The sequence below is a fragment of the Pseudoalteromonas sp. McH1-42 genome (genome assembly GCF_022347845.1).
Taxonomy (GTDB): domain Bacteria; phylum Pseudomonadota; class Gammaproteobacteria; order Enterobacterales; family Alteromonadaceae; genus Pseudoalteromonas; species Pseudoalteromonas rubra_D.
Map to the genome: position 1 here is coordinate 157853 of NZ_JAKRFU010000009.1, position 17967 is coordinate 175819.

At 48.4% G+C, this 17967-nt stretch carries 13 protein-coding genes; 7 read left to right on the forward strand and 6 right to left on the reverse strand.

The features are described 5' to 3' along the window. Positions 1-114: 114 nt before the first annotated feature. From dxs to xseB, 3 genes are all read right to left on the reverse strand, one after another. A complete protein-coding gene (dxs, locus tag MHN31_RS09740; protein WP_239444186.1) occupies positions 115-1974 on the reverse strand; it encodes a 1-deoxy-D-xylulose-5-phosphate synthase in 1860 nt (619 codons plus the stop codon). Between the two features lie 180 nt (positions 1975-2154). Then, on the reverse strand, positions 2155-3042 hold the full coding sequence (ispA, locus tag MHN31_RS09745) for a (2E,6E)-farnesyl diphosphate synthase (RefSeq protein WP_275446783.1): 888 nt from the start codon (positions 3040-3042) through the stop codon (positions 2155-2157). A 3-nt stretch (positions 3043-3045) separates the two neighbouring features. Then, the gene (gene xseB / locus MHN31_RS09750) at positions 3046-3288 is read right to left on the reverse strand and encodes an exodeoxyribonuclease VII small subunit (protein ID WP_125557933.1); all 243 of its coding nucleotides are present in this window, start codon (positions 3286-3288) and stop codon (positions 3046-3048) included. Between the two features lie 241 nt (positions 3289-3529). Here xseB and pomA point away from each other — a divergent pair, with 241 nt between their 5' ends. The 3 genes from pomA (at position 3530) to MHN31_RS09765 (ending at position 5929) form a co-directional block, all read left to right on the forward strand. Then, entirely contained in the window at positions 3530-4297 is a 768-nt protein-coding gene (gene pomA / locus MHN31_RS09755) for a flagellar motor protein PomA (protein WP_049865534.1), read from the forward strand. 2 nt (positions 4298-4299) lie between these two features. Then, on the forward strand, positions 4300-5232 hold the full coding sequence (locus tag MHN31_RS09760; protein ID WP_125557931.1) for a flagellar motor protein MotB: 933 nt from the start codon (positions 4300-4302) through the stop codon (positions 5230-5232). Between the two features lie 169 nt (positions 5233-5401). Beyond that, on the forward strand, positions 5402-5929 hold the full coding sequence (locus tag MHN31_RS09765) for a hypothetical protein (protein WP_323744707.1): 528 nt from the start codon (positions 5402-5404) through the stop codon (positions 5927-5929). Positions 5930-5965: 36 nt separating this feature from the next. Here MHN31_RS09765 and MHN31_RS09770 read toward each other — a convergent pair whose 3' ends face one another. The 3 genes from MHN31_RS09770 to putA form a co-directional block, all read right to left on the reverse strand. Then, entirely contained in the window at positions 5966-6850 is an 885-nt protein-coding gene (locus MHN31_RS09770) for a hypothetical protein (RefSeq protein ID WP_239444179.1), read from the reverse strand. Between the two features lie 91 nt (positions 6851-6941). Further along, positions 6942-8141, reverse strand: a complete 1200-nt coding sequence (locus tag MHN31_RS09775; RefSeq protein WP_125557927.1) for an aromatic amino acid transport family protein — start codon at positions 8139-8141, stop codon at positions 6942-6944. Positions 8142-8329: 188 nt separating this feature from the next. Continuing rightward, positions 8330-12133, reverse strand: coding sequence for a bifunctional proline dehydrogenase/L-glutamate gamma-semialdehyde dehydrogenase PutA (putA, locus tag MHN31_RS09780; protein ID WP_239444180.1), 3804 nt, complete (start codon positions 12131-12133; stop codon positions 8330-8332). A gap of 368 nt (positions 12134-12501) precedes the next feature. On the opposite strand from putA, the gene MHN31_RS09785 reads away from it, so the two are divergent. From MHN31_RS09785 to MHN31_RS09800, 4 genes are all read left to right on the forward strand, one after another. Next, positions 12502-12990 (forward strand): winged helix-turn-helix transcriptional regulator, encoded by a 489-nt coding sequence (locus MHN31_RS09785; RefSeq protein WP_010382851.1) that lies wholly within the window; start codon positions 12502-12504, stop codon positions 12988-12990. A gap of 132 nt (positions 12991-13122) precedes the next feature. Then, entirely contained in the window at positions 13123-16347 is a 3225-nt protein-coding gene (locus MHN31_RS09790) for a S41 family peptidase (protein WP_206074176.1), read from the forward strand. Between the two features lie 95 nt (positions 16348-16442). Then, positions 16443-17189 (forward strand): SDR family oxidoreductase, encoded by a 747-nt coding sequence (locus MHN31_RS09795; RefSeq protein WP_239444181.1) that lies wholly within the window; start codon positions 16443-16445, stop codon positions 17187-17189. Between the two features lie 63 nt (positions 17190-17252). After that, entirely contained in the window at positions 17253-17645 is a 393-nt protein-coding gene (locus tag MHN31_RS09800; RefSeq protein ID WP_125557919.1) for a hypothetical protein, read from the forward strand. Positions 17646-17967 lie beyond the last annotated feature (322 nt).

Consider the following 17967-nt stretch of genomic DNA (forward strand, 5'->3'; position numbering starts at 1 on the left):
TCCTTTTCATGACTTGGCGCAAGGATTGACATGTTCGGAGCAGTCTGTGTTTGGCAGGCAGGAAATAAAAAAGCCACTGCGATGACAGTGGCTCAATTTAAGGTGGTGAAGCGGTTACAGGACGGCTTCTATCCGTTTTTGGATCCCGTCTGCATCCAGGCCCATTTCGGTGTGCATCTGGTCTTGTGTACCATGTTTGATGAACTCATCAGGAATGCCCAGATGCAAAATTGGTTTGAGGATCTGCGCAGCGGCCAGATGCTCGCTGACCGCACTGCCTGCACCGCCTGCAATGGCATTGTCTTCCAATGTCACCAGCAGATCATGCTCAGCTGCCAGCTTAGTGACCATGTCGCCATCAAGTGGCTTCACAAAGCGCATATCAACTAAAGTTGCATCCAGCGCCTCTGCGACTGGTTTTGCGTTGTGTAACAAGGTGCCAAAGTTAAGAATGGCGACCTTTTTACCTGAGCGCAGCAGGTTGGCTTTACCCACTTCCAGCTCAGTCATCTGTGCTTCGATTTCAGCCTCACCTGCGGACCCTCGCGGATAGCGCACGGCGGCAGGTTGTTGCAGGCGATGGCCGGTATAGAGCATCTGACGGCATTCGTTCAGGTCGCTGGGAGCCATAATGACCATGTTGGGAATACAACGCATAAAGCTCAGATCGTAGGCTCCCTGGTGTGTTTCGCCATCTGCGCCAACAATCCCGGCGCGGTCAATGGCAAACAACACAGGCAGGTTTTGCAGTGCCACATCGTGGATCAGCTGATCATAACCCCGTTGTAAAAAGCTGGAGTAGATGGCCACGACCGGGTTAAGGCCTTCACAGGCAAACCCTGCCCCTAAGGTGACGGCATGTTGCTCTGCAATGGCCACATCAAAGTATTGGTCTGGGTGCTCTTTAGAGAAACGCACCATGCCTGAACCTTCGCGCATGGCTGGCGTGATGGCCATTAGCTTATTGTCTTGCTCTGCCATGTCACACAGCCAGTCACCAAATACTTTAGAAAATGTTGGTGCGGCAGGTTTTGATTTGGGCAGGCTATGCACGCTAGGATCGAACTTTGGCACGCCATGATAGCCAATTGGATCGGCTTCAGCTGGTTGGTAACCTTTACCTTTTTGGGTTTTTACGTGCAGCAACTGCGGACCTTTAAGGTTGCGCATGTTTCTGAGTGTGTCCACCAGCATATTGACGTCGTGGCCGTCTATTGGGCCAATGTAGTTAAAGCCGAGTTCTTCAAAGAAGGTGCCCGGAATGACCATGCCCTTGAGATGCTCTTCAACTTTGCTGGCCAGTTCTTTCACCGGTGGTACACCGGAAAGTAGCTTTTTACCGCCTTCGCGGATATTGGTATAAAAGCTACCCGATAAGATCCGTGCAAAGTGGTTGTTCAATGCGCCGACATTCTCAGAAATAGACATTTCGTTGTCGTTAAGGATCACTAGCATGTCTGATTTCACATCACCGGCATGATTCATGGCTTCAAAAGCCATACCTGCGGTCATTGCACCGTCACCAATCACAGCGACGACTTTACGCCCCTGCTGTTCTTTTTCAGCGGCAATAGCCATGGCCAGCGCGGCAGAGATAGAGGTGCTGGAGTGACCAACGCTGAATGTATCGTACTCGCTTTCTTCACGAAACGGGAAAGGATGCAGGCCATCTTTTTGTCGTATGGTATGCATTTGATCGCGGCGACCCGTGAGAATTTTATGTGGATAAGCCTGGTGGCCTACATCCCATACCAGGCGGTCAGCGGGCGTATTGTAAACGTAATGCAGCGCCACTGTCAGTTCAACCGTGCCTAGACCGGAGGCAAGGTGACCACTACTTTGCGAGACCGAGTTGAGCAGATAGTCACGTAGCTCATCGCTGAACTCGGTCAGTTTATGTTGCGGCAAAGTGCGCAGCTGCTCAGGCTGCTCAATCAATGCCAAAAGGGGATACTTGCTGTTATCAAGACTCATATTGATTACGTTATCCTGGGCAGAGTTCGCTGACTTGGTTGTCATTGTTATCCGCCATTAAATTTATAAATTCTGTGCTGGGTGCTTTGTTCGGCGTGCAGTATGCAATGCACCACAGTATAACTTAACTAGTTATTAATTTAGCGACTTATCAGTTGATTGCTAGTCGGTTTATGGTCATTAATGGTCTCTGGCAATAATATAGTCTGCCAGCAAAGCCAAGGTTTGTGTGTCTGCATCAATGTTGTGCAGCGCCTGCTTTGCCTCTTCTACGAGTGCTTGTGCTTTTTGTTTGGCACCCGATAATCCTAATAGAGCAGGATACGTAGACTTATTGTGTTCCAGATCAGACCCCTGAGGTTTGCCCAGCACTTCAGTGTTACCTTCTATATCAAGAATGTCATCCTGAACCTGAAATGCCAGACCAATATTCTGGCCATAGTCACGCAGTCGGGCAAGGGTATGTGGCGACACATCTGGGGCACACAGCGCGCCAAGTTCAATAGCACAAGTTAGCAGCGCGCCCGTTTTTAAGCGATGGATCCGCTCCAGTTCTGCCAAGCTGACAGACTTGTCCGTTGCTGCCAAATCCAGCGCCTGACCACCGACCATGCCTTGCAACCCGGATGCCTTTGCGAGGGTTTTGATCATCGCAATCTGATTTGCCGCCGGGACAGAGAATGTGTGCGCTGTTAACAGCTCAAAAGCCAGGGTTTGCAAAGCATCACCTGCCAGGATTGCTTGTGCTTCATCAAATGCAATATGGCAAGTCGGTTTACCACGGCGCAGGTCATCATCGTCCATGGCCGGGAGGTCATCATGAACCAATGAATAACTGTGAATACATTCGACGGCAGCTGCGGCGATATCGAGATCGCGAGGTGTGGCGCCAAAGATTTGCCCGGTTGTGTAAACCAGAAATGGGCGCAACCGTTTACCACCATTACTAATGCTGTAGCGCGCTGCAGCAATGGCGGTGTCGTCACTGTCCAATTCCTGAGCGAAATACGCGGCTATAGTTTCTTCGACTTGCGCTCTGGCATGAGCAAGTTGTGCTTGTAAATCCAATGTTTATTCCAGCTCGTCCGTAAATTCACTTAGCGGGCTTTGCTCGTCATTGCCGAGCAAAATCGCCACTTTCTGTTCTGCCTGTTGCAGCTTTTGCGAGGAAGCGTTGGCCAGCTTTATCCCGCGTTCAAATTGCTTGAGCGACTGTTCCAGGGTGAGTTCGCCCCGTTCCATGCCCTGTACAATGCTTTCAAGCTCGTCAACAGCTTCTTCAAAGCTCATGTTTTCCGGTTTTTTTGTCGCCATGTGCAGTATTCACTTTGAGCTAAATTAAAAAACGCCTAATTTTATGAGTATTACAGATTGAGGTCAAAGATCTCTCAGAATTTTTGCGTTATACAGTCAGGATGACTAGCCATTGGTTTATGGATTCGCAATTTCAAGGCAATTTAATATAATTGAGTTAAGTTATTGCAAAACTGGCCGATAACTCTGTCGATAATAATAACTGCGTGATAGATAACGGGTAATTTCCTTTGGAGGGTGTGTGGATTTAGCAACCGTGATTGGTATCTTAGGGGCCATAGGCTTGATTGTGATGTCCATGGTACTTAGTAGTGATGGCCAGATTGCCATGTTTTACAACACTCCATCAGTGGTTATTGTATTTGGTGGCTCGATTTTTATCGTGCTGTCGAACTTTACCATGAGCCAGTTTTTTGGCATCGGTAAAGTGGCCGGTAAGGCCTTTATGTTTAAGCTGGAGACCCCGGAAGAACTGATTGAGAAAGCGGTTGAGCTGGCGGATTCTGCGCGTAAAGGCGGCTTTCTGGCATTGGAAGAGGCCGAAATTCCCAATTCCTTTATGCGTAAAGGTGTTGACATGCTGGTGGATGGTCACGATGCGGATGTGGTCAGGGCAACCCTGCAAAAAGACATTGCGCTCACTTCGACGCGTCATGAAATGGGTGCTGGATTGTTTAAATCTTTGGCGGACATTGCTCCTGCAATGGGGATGATTGGTACCTTAATCGGCCTGGTAGCCATGCTATCGAACATGGATGACCCGAAAGCGATTGGACCCGCGATGGCCGTTGCACTATTGACGACATTGTATGGTGCGTTCTTGGCTAACGTGGTGGCTATTCCAATTCAGGTAAAACTGGAGCTGCGTAAAGACGAGGAAGAACGAAATCAACGCTTAATCCTGGATGCTATTTTGGGGATCCAGGACGGCCAGAATCCGAAAGTGATAGAAGGTATCTTGAAAAACTACCTACCTGAGTCCAAACGGGGTGCTGAGGCCGAGGAGTAATTATGTCTGACGAGAACGAATGCAAATGCCCCCCCCCAGGCTTACCAGCCTGGATGGGGACTTTTGCCGATCTGATGTCTCTGCTGATGTGTTTCTTCGTACTGCTACTGGCGTTTTCAGAAATGGATGTACTCAAATTTAAGCAGATCGCGGGCTCCATGAAATTTGCATTTGGCGTGCAAAACAAGATTGAGGTAAAGGACATTCCAAAAGGGACCAGTGTGATTGCCATGGAGTTCACGCCGGGCAAGCCTGAACCCACTCCTATCGAAACGATACAGCAACAGACAGTTGAAATGACGCAGCAGATGTTGGAGTTTCAGGCTGGTGATGAAAGCTCTGCGGGTGGACGACAAGAGCAGCGTGGTAACAAGCGCGGAGGTGAGTCTTCCAGTACCGCACAAGAGCAGTCGATGACACAGGCAATTGCGGCTGCGGAGCAGGAGCAGGTCAATGAGCTGGTGAAAAAAATCGCCCAGCAGCTGGAAAAGCAAATCATGGATGGTGCAATTGAACTGGAATCATTGGGGCAGCAAATCATTATACGGATCCAGGAGAATGGCTCTTTTCCTTCTGGCAGCGCATTCTTACAACCTAAGTTTAAACCCGTGATCCAGGATATTGCCCAACTACTCAAAGATGTGCCTGGCGAAATAACGGTGTCCGGGCATACGGATGACTTCCAGTTTTCGAATGAGCTATATAGTAATAACTGGGATCTGTCTGCGACTCGGGCGGTTGCGGTTGCGACAGAAATGCAGACCGTCACTGGATTCGACAAAAACCGTATGGTCGTCGTCGGGCATGCAGATACTCGGCCGCTGGTGCCCAATGAAACTGATGAAGACCGTCGTCGCAACCGGCGTGTCGAAATCTCTATCATGCAAGGTAAGGCTAAGGAATCTGACCCAATTAATGTACGTGGAAACAACTAGAAGTATTGCGTGGTACCGATTCTTGGGCTAGGCTATTCAGCGGAATTTAATCTGATAATGTTAATGGAGAAAACAATGCTTAATAAATATGCTTATATGCCGGGTTCAAATGGTGGCGGTGACGATGGAAGCGAAGATCCGAAATAAGTTCTAACGGTTTCTGATAGCCATGTTGGCGAATATCGATATCAACGGTGACACGATAAGAGCACTTCTGAATACTATTTTTGATAGTCAGATGGTCCTTGTTTCAGTTGCCGTTGTTTTGTTTTATTTCCTGAAAGACAGGCAAGCATTACGGTACTCGCTATTGTGTTTTGCGTTTTTCGTTAACGGCTATTTGACTCACGATTTGGTCCTGGAGCTTGATAGCAACAAAGTCTACCGTTACATTTACTGGGCTGCGGCCGACATTCTTTTTATTGCCATTGTTGCTTATTGGGCCCTGAAAGACAAAATGTATATGTGGCAGAGCATCATCTGCCAACTGGTTGTTATTCCTGCGCCTTTACTACAGCTGTTCAGGCTGGTTGACCGGCATCTTATGGAACTTAGTTATTCAGGTTACCTGTATAAAACTATCCTGCCTTTAGTGAACTACGCAACCGTTTTCTTGTGTTTTGTTCCGCTGATATATCTGTTGGACAGAAATGCAAAAGCGAATTCATCGACCCGCCCACAGCAAGATGCCGGGTAATGCGTGCCCAACCAGGCACGGCATTAGAGGGTCTTACTACTTTACATCAATCTGAGTAATCTTTAGTTCAGCGTCCCCTGTAACAATATTCAGCTCACCGGCGACTTTGACGGATGTTTTGTTGCCAGTGGCGTCTGGTAAAGCCACACTGGTTGCGCCAAATGTACATGACTCCAGTTTATCCGTGGTGGTAAGTGCAACACTCAGGCATTGAGTCACTGCGTTTTCTCCGTTGCCTTGGGTTTCACAGAAACTGGGATTGAGTGTATCTATTTGACTTTGAGCAACCTGCGACAAAGAGTAAGACAATGCAAATCCGTCTTGATCACAACTCAGTATGACTGGATTTTGGTTACTTTGTGTCGTTCCCAAAGTAAAGCGGTTTTCATCCCGGTTGCGATACCAAATAGTGATCTCGCTGTCTGGGGTTGTGACTGGGGTTTGTGTCGGCGCACCCTGGCTGCGCCAGTCATCCAGTGACGTGAAAGACGGTAAAGCCCCTGTAAAGGTCATCGCGGGGCTGTAATAGTACAGTTCCCCCGGTTTTACCGAGCCATTGTCATTCCCTTGCCAGGTCTGAGCACTACTGGAACCAAAGATATTTGCGGCCAGCAGACACAAGGTGTCATCTGAGCTAAGTTCGTGAGATGCAGAAAGAGAAAACTTGTCGGCTAATAGGGTGAGTTGGGGTTTGGATTGTAACCTGGCTCCTTCAATTTGCCAAAACACCGAGGTGCTTTCAAACTTGTTCAGCGACCGTTGCGCGCTGAAATCACTGCCGCAGCTTTGTGTGAGGTTGCTGGTATCCTGGGTATTGTTATCTGTGGAAGAGTCCGGGTTAGCCTTTAATGGCTCACTATTCTCTCCGCCACAGGCGATAAGTAAAGTGGCTGGCAGAATGAGGGGGATCAGATGCTTCATACGGTCCTTCTTAACTACGGCTGATAATGTCTTTATACGGGCATTATATCGCCAGCCGCAGTTAAATCGAGGCAAAAAGTGTGGTGATTTGTTAAAGTGGAGGGATAACCCCGAGCATTTGCAAACATTGTGCTGAGATGATCAATACGCCGCAAAGTCCCGCGCACACCAGACCCAAGTTTCCACCAACAACCTGGTAGCCGTCCATTTGCTGGGTTTTGCGTTGCTGCCAAACCATAGTAACCGGCAGGAAAATGGCCAGCACCACTAACGCAATGGCCGCATAACCCAGTGCCATAATAAATCCTTGCGGATAAAACAGTGCAAAACCAAGTGGCGGTAAGAAGGTGATGAGTGCCGTGATCACCCGCTCGGACACGGTATTACGCTTTTTAAAGGCATCAGCAAAAAAGTCAAATAGACCCAGGCTTACTCCTAAAAATGAGGTCGCCAGAGCCAGGTCTGCAAACAGTGTCACAAAGGTGCTTACCTGTGGGCTATGCGCGATACTGGAGATACTAGCTACAAACCCAGGCAGCCCTTCGCTATCTAGTAAAGCACTTTGTGCCATCACACCCTGACTGAGCAATTGCCAGCCTATATAGATCACTAAAGGCAGTGAAGCGCCCACTATCATCACTTTTCTCAGTGTGCGGATATCAAGGCCAACATACTTAACGATAGAGGGAATGGAGCCATGAAAGCCAAATGACGTGAAGATGACTGGTAACGCAGAGATGATAAGCCCTTGTTCGACGGGCATATCTAGCAAGTGTTGACCGCGTACATAGGGCGTAAGAACAAAAAACAAACTGGCCAGCACCAGGATTTTGATCGTGAATAAGACGCGATTGAGCTTATCTACGGTGCTGGTACCCAAAGTAACAATTGTTGCGACCATGATGGCCAGCAGTACTGAGCCTGCCTGAGGTGCAATATCCATACTGGTTAATGCAGTCAGCTTCTCCTGAAGCTGAGCACCGCCGCCTGCAATGTAGGCAGCACACAGTGCATAAAACAAAAATACCATGGAGAAGTTTGCCACATACTGGCCTTTTTTACCCAAAATGCGTTTAGCGAGTGTGTTGAGTGTGGCTTCTTTGTTGGCGTATTGATGCAGTTCCAGCATCAGTAAGGCGGTGTAGGTCATCAAGGCCCAGGTTGCCAGTATTAAGAGTAACGCGGTGGTGAATCCTAGTCCCGCAGAAGCGATCGGCAGCGCCAGCATGCCTGCTCCGATGGTGGTGCCGGCAACGATTAACATGCTGCCGATAGTTTTGTTCTTTTGCACACATAGCCCCTAACTTTGTGAGAGAAGCAGGCACAATATAACGGTTCAATAAAAAATGAAATAGTTTTGCTACAAATCAAGGTACAGGCTTGTAATTTGTGCATTACAGCGCCGTTTAAGGTGATTGAAATTGCATAAAAAAAGCCGGCGAATGCCGGCTTAGATTGAATGAGGTTTAACGCATTCGGTTATTCGTCATCTTCTACCAGAGTCATCAGTGAAGTATTACCGCCCGATGCGGTGGTATCAATACTGATTGTTTTCTCCGTAACCAGACGGCTGATCAGTGTGTCGTAGTATTCAGCACTGATCACTGGCAGGATAGCGCCTTTACGTGCAGCCAGCTGCTGACTGAAGTAGCCCAGGCGTGATGAACGTGCAGCAACCACTGCGCCTGACAGGTGCGGGTGTGCCAGAATAGCTTGCAACTGGTTTGGTTTAGCTACCTGGAATACACCTTCGGCAACCCCGGTGGCGATAAACTTGTCACGGAATGCCTGTGCTTCCTCGTAGAATAGCTCAGATGCTACCGTGATCACGGTATTACCTGCTGCCAATGCAGTGATGACAGACAGCGCCCAGAAGTTAAACGAGGTACTCTTATCGGCATAACACACAACACAGCCACGTGGTTCGAGGTGTAAGGTGTTAGATTCACCCGTTGGCCCAGGTAACACAATGTGTGAACGCATGCGCTTTTCCAGGCGGTTAAGCTGGGCACGGGCATCTGCCAGTGTCAGGGCTAAATCGTCCGCCAGGTCATCGATGATCTCAACCGTTGCCACTTTAGCAAGTAGCTGACGTACCGCAGACACACGGTCATTAAGCGGGGTTGCACGCCAGATTTTTTCATCGCGAAGCGAGTTTTGCATTAGGGCTTCAACTTGCTCAACCGCACCTGGGAAGTGGTGTGTTTCTAGCTCATCAGGTGTCAGGTTAGTCATCTGAACGTTGTCCGGAGACGCTTTCTCTTTCACCAGGCGCAACAAGTAGTTTGGACCACCAGCTTTAGGGCCTGTGCCTGATAAACCACGACCACCAAATGGCTGCACACCTACGATGGCACCGATCATGTTACGGTTGACATAGACATTACCCGCGCGAGACATTTTTGCCAGGTATTCACAACGCGCTTCGATACGAGAGTGGACACCCATAGTCAGGCCGTATCCCGTGCCATTGATTTGGTCAATGACGTTGTCCAGGTCTTCGCCTTTGAAGCGGATGATGTGAACAACCGGGCCAAACACTTCACGTTTCAATACTGACAAGTCAGAGATCTCATACAAGCGCGGCGCAAAGAAGTAAGCACCATTTTCGCTGTTGTCCGGGATCTTAGCTTCAAACAACAACTTGCCGTTGCCTTTCATAAACTCAACGTGTTTAGTCAGGGCATTTAGTGCTTTTTCGTCGATCACCGGGCCTACATCTGTAGACAGCAGCGCCGGGTCACCAACATGCAGCTCTTGTAGTGCACCTTGCAGCATCTTGATAATGCCATCCGCGACGTCTTCTTGCAGGAACAATACCCGCAGGGCTGAACAGCGCTGACCGGCACTTTGGAAACCAGAAGAAATAACGTCATCCACAACTTGCTCAGGCAACGCCGTTGAGTCGACTACCATACAGTTTTGACCACCAGTCTCTGCGATAAGAGGGACCTGGATGTCATTACGCTCGGCCAGGATTTGTGAAATCAATGTACCGGTTTCAGTTGAACCGGTGAACATCACGGCCTGAATACGCTCATCTGGAACAATGTGTTTACCTACTTCGCTACCGCGAGCAATAACTGGTTGAACAACATGCTCAGGCAGACCAACTGTACGCATCAGCTCGATACAGCGAACAGCAATCATACTTGTTTGCTCGGCAGGCTTAGCAATAACAGTATTACCCGTCACGATGGCTGCGGCAACCTGACCCAGGAAGATTGCCAGTGGGAAGTTCCAAGGGCTGATACACAAAATCACACCACGGGCTTCAAAACGCTCGTCTTTAGATAGCTCTTCGGCGCGTGCTGCATAGTAACGACAGAAGTCTACGGCTTCGCGTACTTCATCAATACCATCTTGTGTGATTTTACCGGCTTCTTTAATACAGATTGCGACCAGCTCGTCATGGTGACGCTCAAGAATATCACCCACACGGCGCAACAGGTCCGCTCGCTCTTTCACAGGCGTTTGCGACCACTCTGCAAAGGCGTTTTCTGCATTGCCCAGGATACCTTGCATGTATGTTTCATCATGCACAGGCACATGGCCGACAATCTCTGTGTGATTAGCTGGGTTGCGTACTGCCATGCGACCCTCTGGCACATCGCTTTCTTCAATGCGATGTTCGTTGAACCAGTTGTCCAGGTTCTCTTTGAACGGGGTGAGTACATTAATGTCAGTCAGGTCCATTCCTTTTGAGTTCGGACGCTCATCGCCGTACAACTCGATAGGCAGGCTGATCTGCTTGTTATATTTGTTGCGCAGGCCTTGCAAGGTTTCAACCGGATCAGGCAGCAAAGATTCTACCGGCTTGGTGGTATCGACAATGGCATTAACGAACGAAGAGTTGGCACCGTTTTCGAGTAGACGACGTACCAGGTAAGCAAGTAAGTCTTCGTGATGGCCAACTGGCGCGTATACACGACACTGGATCCCTTCGCTTTCTACGATTTGGTCAAACAGGGATTCACCCATACCGTGCAGACGCTGGAATTCGAATCCTGTGTTGTCGCCTTTGGCTACTTCAAGAATAGTGGCTGCGGTATAGGCATTGTGTGTCGCAAACTGCGGAAACAGCACATCACGGGCTTCCAGTAGTTTGATTGCACAGGCTTTGTAAGAGACATCAGTGGTCGCTTTACGAGTAAATACCGGGAAGTGATCTAAACCGTCTTGCTGTGTGGTTTTGATTTCGGTATCCCAGTAAGCGCCTTTTACCAGGCGGACCATCAGTTTACGACCTACGCGACGAGCCAGATCAGCAACCCATTCCACTACAAAAATAGCGCGTTTTTGATACGCTTGTACCGCCAAACCAAAGCCATTCCAGCCATCCAGCTCCGGTGCAGAGAATACGGCTTCAATCACATCTAAAGAGATATCCAGGCGATCCGCTTCTTCAGCATCCACGGTAAAGCCAATATCATACTGCTTTGCTGCTACTGCCAGCTCTTTCAGTTTAGGGACTAGCTCTTCCATCACGCGGTCGCTGTGAGAAAACTCATAACGAGGGTGGATAGCAGAAAGCTTAACTGAAATGCCCGGGCTCTTAACTGGACCACGACCGGCAGCTGCTTTACCGATGGCGTGGATTGCATTCATGTAGCTTTGGTAGTAGCGCTCGGCATCCGCCATGGTACGCGCACCTTCGCCCAGCATATCGTATGAGTATACGTAGCCTTTTTGTTCTTTTTCTGCGGCGCGGGTAATCGCATCCTGAATGGTTTCACCCATGACGAACTGTTTACCCATGATCTTCATAGCGAAGTTAACAGACTTACGGATCACAGGCTCGCCTAAGCGACCAATGGTGCGCTTCAGGACACCAAATTGTTCTTCTTGTTGTTTGTCACTGTAGTTGACCATTTTACCGGTGACCAGCAAACCCCAGCTCGACGCGTTTACAAACAGAGAATCGCTGCTACCTAAGTGAGAGCTCCAGTCACCTTTAGCGAGTTTATCGCGGATCAGCTGGTCCTGAGTCTCTTTATCTGGCACACGCAGTAAGGCTTCTGCAAGACACATCAATACAACGCCTTCTTCTGATGACAGAGAGAACTCGTTAAGCAGAGCATCTACCCCATTTTGACCATCCTGATCGCGACGGATGTTCAGGACCATCTGGCGGGCTCTTTCCCAGGCACGGCTTCGCGCTGTTACGCCAACTTCTGCCAGAGGCAAAATATGGTCGATAACTTCGTTTTCATCGATGCGGTAAAAATCGCGGATCTTCTGTCTGATAGGACAGGTGGTTGTCAAATCGCCGTTATAAAGCATAACTCAGCCTCATAAAATAAGAGTCAAAAATGATTGTAAATTGAACAGCTTAAAGCAGATGTAGCAAATTGTATGTAAGTACTTGCTATGTGGTTGGCCTTTTAATATAAGCAGGCCTTTGCATAAAGCGTCAATTACGACAATATGATGCGGTCATAGTGCTAACCTTAACACACCTTTAGAGGTGTTCAACTTTTAGCCAGTCTCGCGTTCTAATAAATGGTTTGCCACGAATAAGTCTCTGGTGTGGCGATTACGTCAAATTTCGGGGACATTCTATCGAAAAGACAGCAGAATATGCTGTCTTATTTTTTTTGATTACGGTAAATTTGCGGGTAATTGCCAAGCTGTGCAGAATTTTATGCTGAATGACCACTTCAATTAAAACCCGGGTGCTCGACAGGATTGATTTAGCTATCCTGGATATCCTGCAAAAGAATGCCCGTATTTCCAATGTAAACCTGGCCAAAGCGGTTAATTTGAGCCCCAGCCCGTGTCTGGATAGGGTGAAAAAGCTCGAAGCGGAGGGCTATATTGAAGGCTATGTTGCCAGATTAAATGCCGCTAAGCTGGGTCAGCACCTGGTGGCCCATGTCGAGATCACCCTGAAAAGCTCGACCGAATCAGTGTTTGAAACGTTTAAGGAACATGTACTGGAGCTTCCCAACGTGGTCGCCTGTGACATGGTGGCGGGTGGGTTCGACTACCTATTAAAGATACGGGTACAGGACATGCGCCAGTATCGTGAAGTATTGGGGCAGATAGTTGAGATCCCCGGTGTTGGCACCAATCACACTTATATGGTGATTGAACATGTTAAAGAGGACATGGGAGTTGAGGTGTTGAACTTTCAGTGATAGGCGTTGAGTTGGGCAATATCATTGGGGTTTCATATTTTGTAACAAGCTTTTGACCGCAAGTTAGCTGTAATTAGGAACAGAGTTGTTATTATAAATGAGATAAAATAACAAAACTAACTTGTGAGGCTTATGAAACTCAAGCACCTAGTTGCCGCCATTGCGGCTGTGGCAGCACCGCTGGCCGCTGCATACCAAACAGAGGACACGCGTTTACTGCGCTTTCCTGATATTCATCAGAACAAGGTTACCTTCGTATATGGTGGCGATATCTACATTGCCGACACTAAATCGGGTAACAGCACTCGCCTGACTGACCATGTTGGCTTTGAGACGTTTCCCAAATTCTCTCCCGATGGCAAACGCATCGCCTTTGCTGCCGAATACAATGGTAGCCGGCAAATTTATGTGATTGACGCGGATGGCTCTAACCTGAAGCAGCTGACGTATTACAATGATGTGGGCCCAATGCCACCGCGCGGCGGTTTTGACTATCGGGTTTTTGACTGGACGCCGGACGGCAAGCATATCGTATTCCGTGCCAATCGTACTCCTTGGGGGAAACGCATGGGTCGCCCTTATATGATCCCCGCGGATGGTGGCCTGGAGCAGCCTCTTGCAATCCCTGAAAGTGGTGGTGGTATGCTGTCACCCGATGGCAAAAAGTTTGTATATACACCGATAGATCGTGAATTCAGAACCTGGAAACGCAGCCGGGGCGGTCGTGCACAGGATGTCTGGGTGTATGATTTAGAAAACAACACCTCTGAGCAGCTTACAGATCATAGAGCAACCGATCAGCAGCCAACCTGGGTGAATGACAGTATTTACTTTGTTTCTGATCGCGATTATACGCTGAACTTATACAAGCACCGGAAAGGGAAAGCGCCAGTTAAAATGACTAACCACAGTGACTATGATGTGCTGTGGCCCTCAGCTGGACCTGATGCCATCGTGTATGAAAATGGCGGTTACCTGTATCGTTTTGATGAGGCAACCAAAGCCACTGAAAAGCTGACTATTAATGTGCCAGGGGTGCGTAAGTACGCCATGCCTTATACCAAAAATGTCAGCAAATTCATTGATTCAATGGATGTGTCTCATGACGGTAAGCGTGCCTTATTTACTGCACGTGGTGAAGTTTTTTCAGTGCCAGTAGAGCAGGGCACGACTCGTAACTTGAGTATGACGGACAAGGGTCGTGAAATTTCAGCCAGCTGGTCACCGAATGGCCGTTATATCGCTTACATGAGTGATGTTTCGGGCGAATATGAGATCTATCTAAAAGATCGCGCCAACAATAACGAAGTCACACAACTCACCAGCAACGGCACTATCTGGCGATTTGACCCTATCTGGTCTGCTGATAGTTCAAAGCTATTGTTTGCTGACAAGAACCACACTATGTGGTGGCTGGACGCTAAATCGGGTGAGCTGCATAAAATTGATACCGGTAAATTTGATGACGATGGCATCACACAATATACCTGGTCTCCCAACAGCGAAGATCTGATCTTTGTGAAGAACAATGCCAACCGGTATGCATCGCTGTGGCATTACAACACGCAGAGTAAAAAGCTCAGTCGTCTTACAGATGACATGACTAATGAGCAGAACCCCGCATTCTCACCGGATGGCCAATACCTGTATTTCACGTCAGAGCGCGATTTCAATCTGACTTTCAGCTCGTATGAGTTTGCTTATTTGTATAACAACGCAACCCGTTTGTATGCCGTTGCGGTGAATGACCAGGTTACTTCACTAAGTGCGTTCAGCAGCGATGAAGCGGCAATCGTAAGTGAAGAGAAAGGCAAAAAGGCCGACGACAGCAAAGCAGATAACCAGCTACAGGTTGAGGGCTTTATGTCACGGGTTGTCGCATTACCAGCGAAAGCGGGTAGTTATGGTGACCTGAGTGGTGTGAAGGGCGGTGTACTGACATTGTCTGAAGGCTCACTAAAGCTGATCCCCAACAAACAAGATGGCAAAGTACAAACAGTTGCTAAGGGCGTACAGGCCTACAAGCTGGCTGCTGGTGGTGAACATCTGATTGTCAGGGCTGGCGGAAAATATAGTGTGATTAAGCCCGAAGCCAAGCAAGATCTGAAAGCGACACAACTTGACCTGAGTAACATGGTGCTCAAGATCGATCCGAAAGTTGAATGGCAACAAATGTATGTCGAAGGCTGGCGGACGCTCAGAGACTGGTTTTACGATGAAAATCACCATGGTCAGGATTGGGATGCCATTTTGAAGCGCTATCAGCCTTTGGCCGATGCGGTGGCACATCGCAACGATCTGGATTATGTTCTGAGTGAAATTGCTGGTGAAATCAATGCGGGTCATATTTATGTTCAGTCTGGTGACGAGCCGAAAGCCAAGCGCAAAAAGCACGGTTTATTAGGGGCTCAGATCAGTGCCCACAATTCAGGTTTTGTGCGCATTGAAAAAATCTATCAGGGTGAGAACTGGCATGAAGAGTTCCGCTCGCCGCTAGATGAGCCGGGTGTGAACGCCAGTGTGGGCGATTACATTGTATCGGTGAATGGTCGCGCGGTTAACTCCGTGAGTAATTTCTACGAGCTGCTTGAAAATACTCAGGGGACTCAGGTTGAACTGCGTCTTAATAACACACCAAGCCTGGATGGAGCCTGGCAGGTAACAGTGAAGCCAAGTGCCAGTGAAGGCGGCCTGCGTTACCTTGAGTGGGTTCATTCTCGCATGGCATATGTCGATAAACTGTCAGGCGGCCGTATCGGTTACGTTCATCTACCAAATACTTTGTTTGAAGGTAACCGTGCGATGTTTAAGCACTTTATGCCGCAGACAACCAAAGATGCCCTGATCATTGACGACCGTTACAATGGCGGTGGCTTTATACCTGAGCACATGATTACCTGGCTGGCTCGCAAACCATTGAACTATTGGAAACGCCGTGGTGTTGAGCCAACTAAAACACCGCAATTTGCCCATGATGGACCGAAAGCCATGTTGATCAATGGCTATTCAAGTTCGGGCGGGGACGCGTTACCTTACTACTTCCGTCAGGCGGGATTAGGTAAACTCATTGGTACTCGTACCTGGGGTGGTCTGATCGGTATTTCGGGTAATCCTCGTTTGGTTGACGGTGGTCAGGTAATTGCTGCGACTTTCCGTATTCTGGACAATGAGGGTAATTGGATCATCGAAGATGTGGGTGTGAGCCCGGATATCGAAGTCATTGATCGCCCAGAGCTGATCCACGCCGGTAAAGATCCGTCAGTAGAGCGCGCTGTTGAGGAGCTGCTAAAAGAAATGAAAGCAAATCCGAAGACGCCACTTACTGTGCCGCCAGCACCAACTGAATTTGGCCGGTAACGGCTGCATTAGCTGAGTCTGGACAGTTGTCCAGACCGTTAAAAATGAATCTAAAGGGGTGCAGAGCACCCCTTTTTATATGGGAAATAACAACAATGAAAAAAGTCGTTTTAATCACGGGAGGCAGCCGAGGAATCGGTGCGGCTAGCGCCAAGTTGCTTGCCGGACAGGGTTATCAGGTAGCCGTTAATTATAAATCTAACCATGCGGCTGCTGAACAGGTGGTTGCGCAGATCCGCGCACAAGGGGGCATTGCGGATAGCTTTGCCGCTGATATCTGCGAAGAGGCGCAGGTGGTTCAGCTGTGCGAAGACATCAAATCACAATTGGGGCCTATCTCACATCTGGTCAATAATGCCGGAGGGCTGGCTACTCAAATGCGCGTGGAAGACATGACAGCTGAACGCATTAATCAGATGTTGTGCACCAATGTAACGCCCTACTTTATCTGCGCCAGAGAGGTGCTTAAGCAGATCCGTGCATATCATCAGGCGGACATGTGTGCCATCGTGAATGTGTCATCGGCGGCTTCCTATCTTGGAGCCGCAAATGAGTATGTAGACTATGCGGCAGCCAAAGGCGCCATTGACAGCTTCACGCGCGGCTTATCTCTGGAGCTCGCGTCAGACGGGATCCGTGTGAATTGTGTCCGTCCGGGATGTATCTATACCGATATTCATGCCGATGGTGGTGAACCAGGCAGAGTCGACAGGCTGGCTTCATACTTGCCACTGCAACGAGGTGGTAAACCCGAAGAGGTGGCCAGTGCCATCGCCTGGTTGCTCAGTGATCAGGCAAGCTATGCGACAGGTACCTTTATTGATTTAGCTGGTGGGAAATAGCTTAAAGAGATAGCCGATGGAAGCGAGCAACATAATAAATGAGATAATAACGGGATAAAATGAATGCGTACAGTGTGCTTCTGGTGTTGCTTGATGTGTCTGGCTCTGTTGATTCTAAGCTTTTCGTTGTTGTTCAATTATTGGAAGCAAGAAGCACTTCATGACAAACGCATCATCGCCTTGTGCCAACTGATCAATGTCGCTGATGTATTAAAGCAACGTACCGACAAACTGGAGTTATTAAAAAGGCCAGACTGGCAAAGTGATATATACCCGCAAATTAAGCAGGGCGAATGCCGAGAGCGAGTCGTGCTTTTGAATGGTGCCATGATCGATATCTTTGGGAACAGTTACCTGATAGCCAAAGACGGAGAAAAGCTGATGGTACTATCTGATTTGAGCGCGTACAGCGATGAAATATTGATGAAACATTTTGTTGTGGCGCTCAAGCTATAGGTTGCCAGTGGGAAGGTTTTTGTGGTGCGGAACTGCTTCAGTCATTCTGTAACTAACATGGCTTCTGTGAGGGCTGAACAGGTCCTGGCGCGAGTAACGATTGCCTGGTGAATAGGCTGTTTTGTTACCGACACGTTTGTCCGTTGGGCAAAGTAAATATTTATATTGTTCATTTGTTATCTGTCATGTCTTTCTGTTCGTGAAATTTAATTCATTATTAATTATTTGTTCATTTTCCTGCTTTAGGTATAATCATCGTCTGAATTTTGTTCAGAGAGATTGCCTTCTGTTGCGCTAAGGTAAGTGATATCAGTCAGGGATT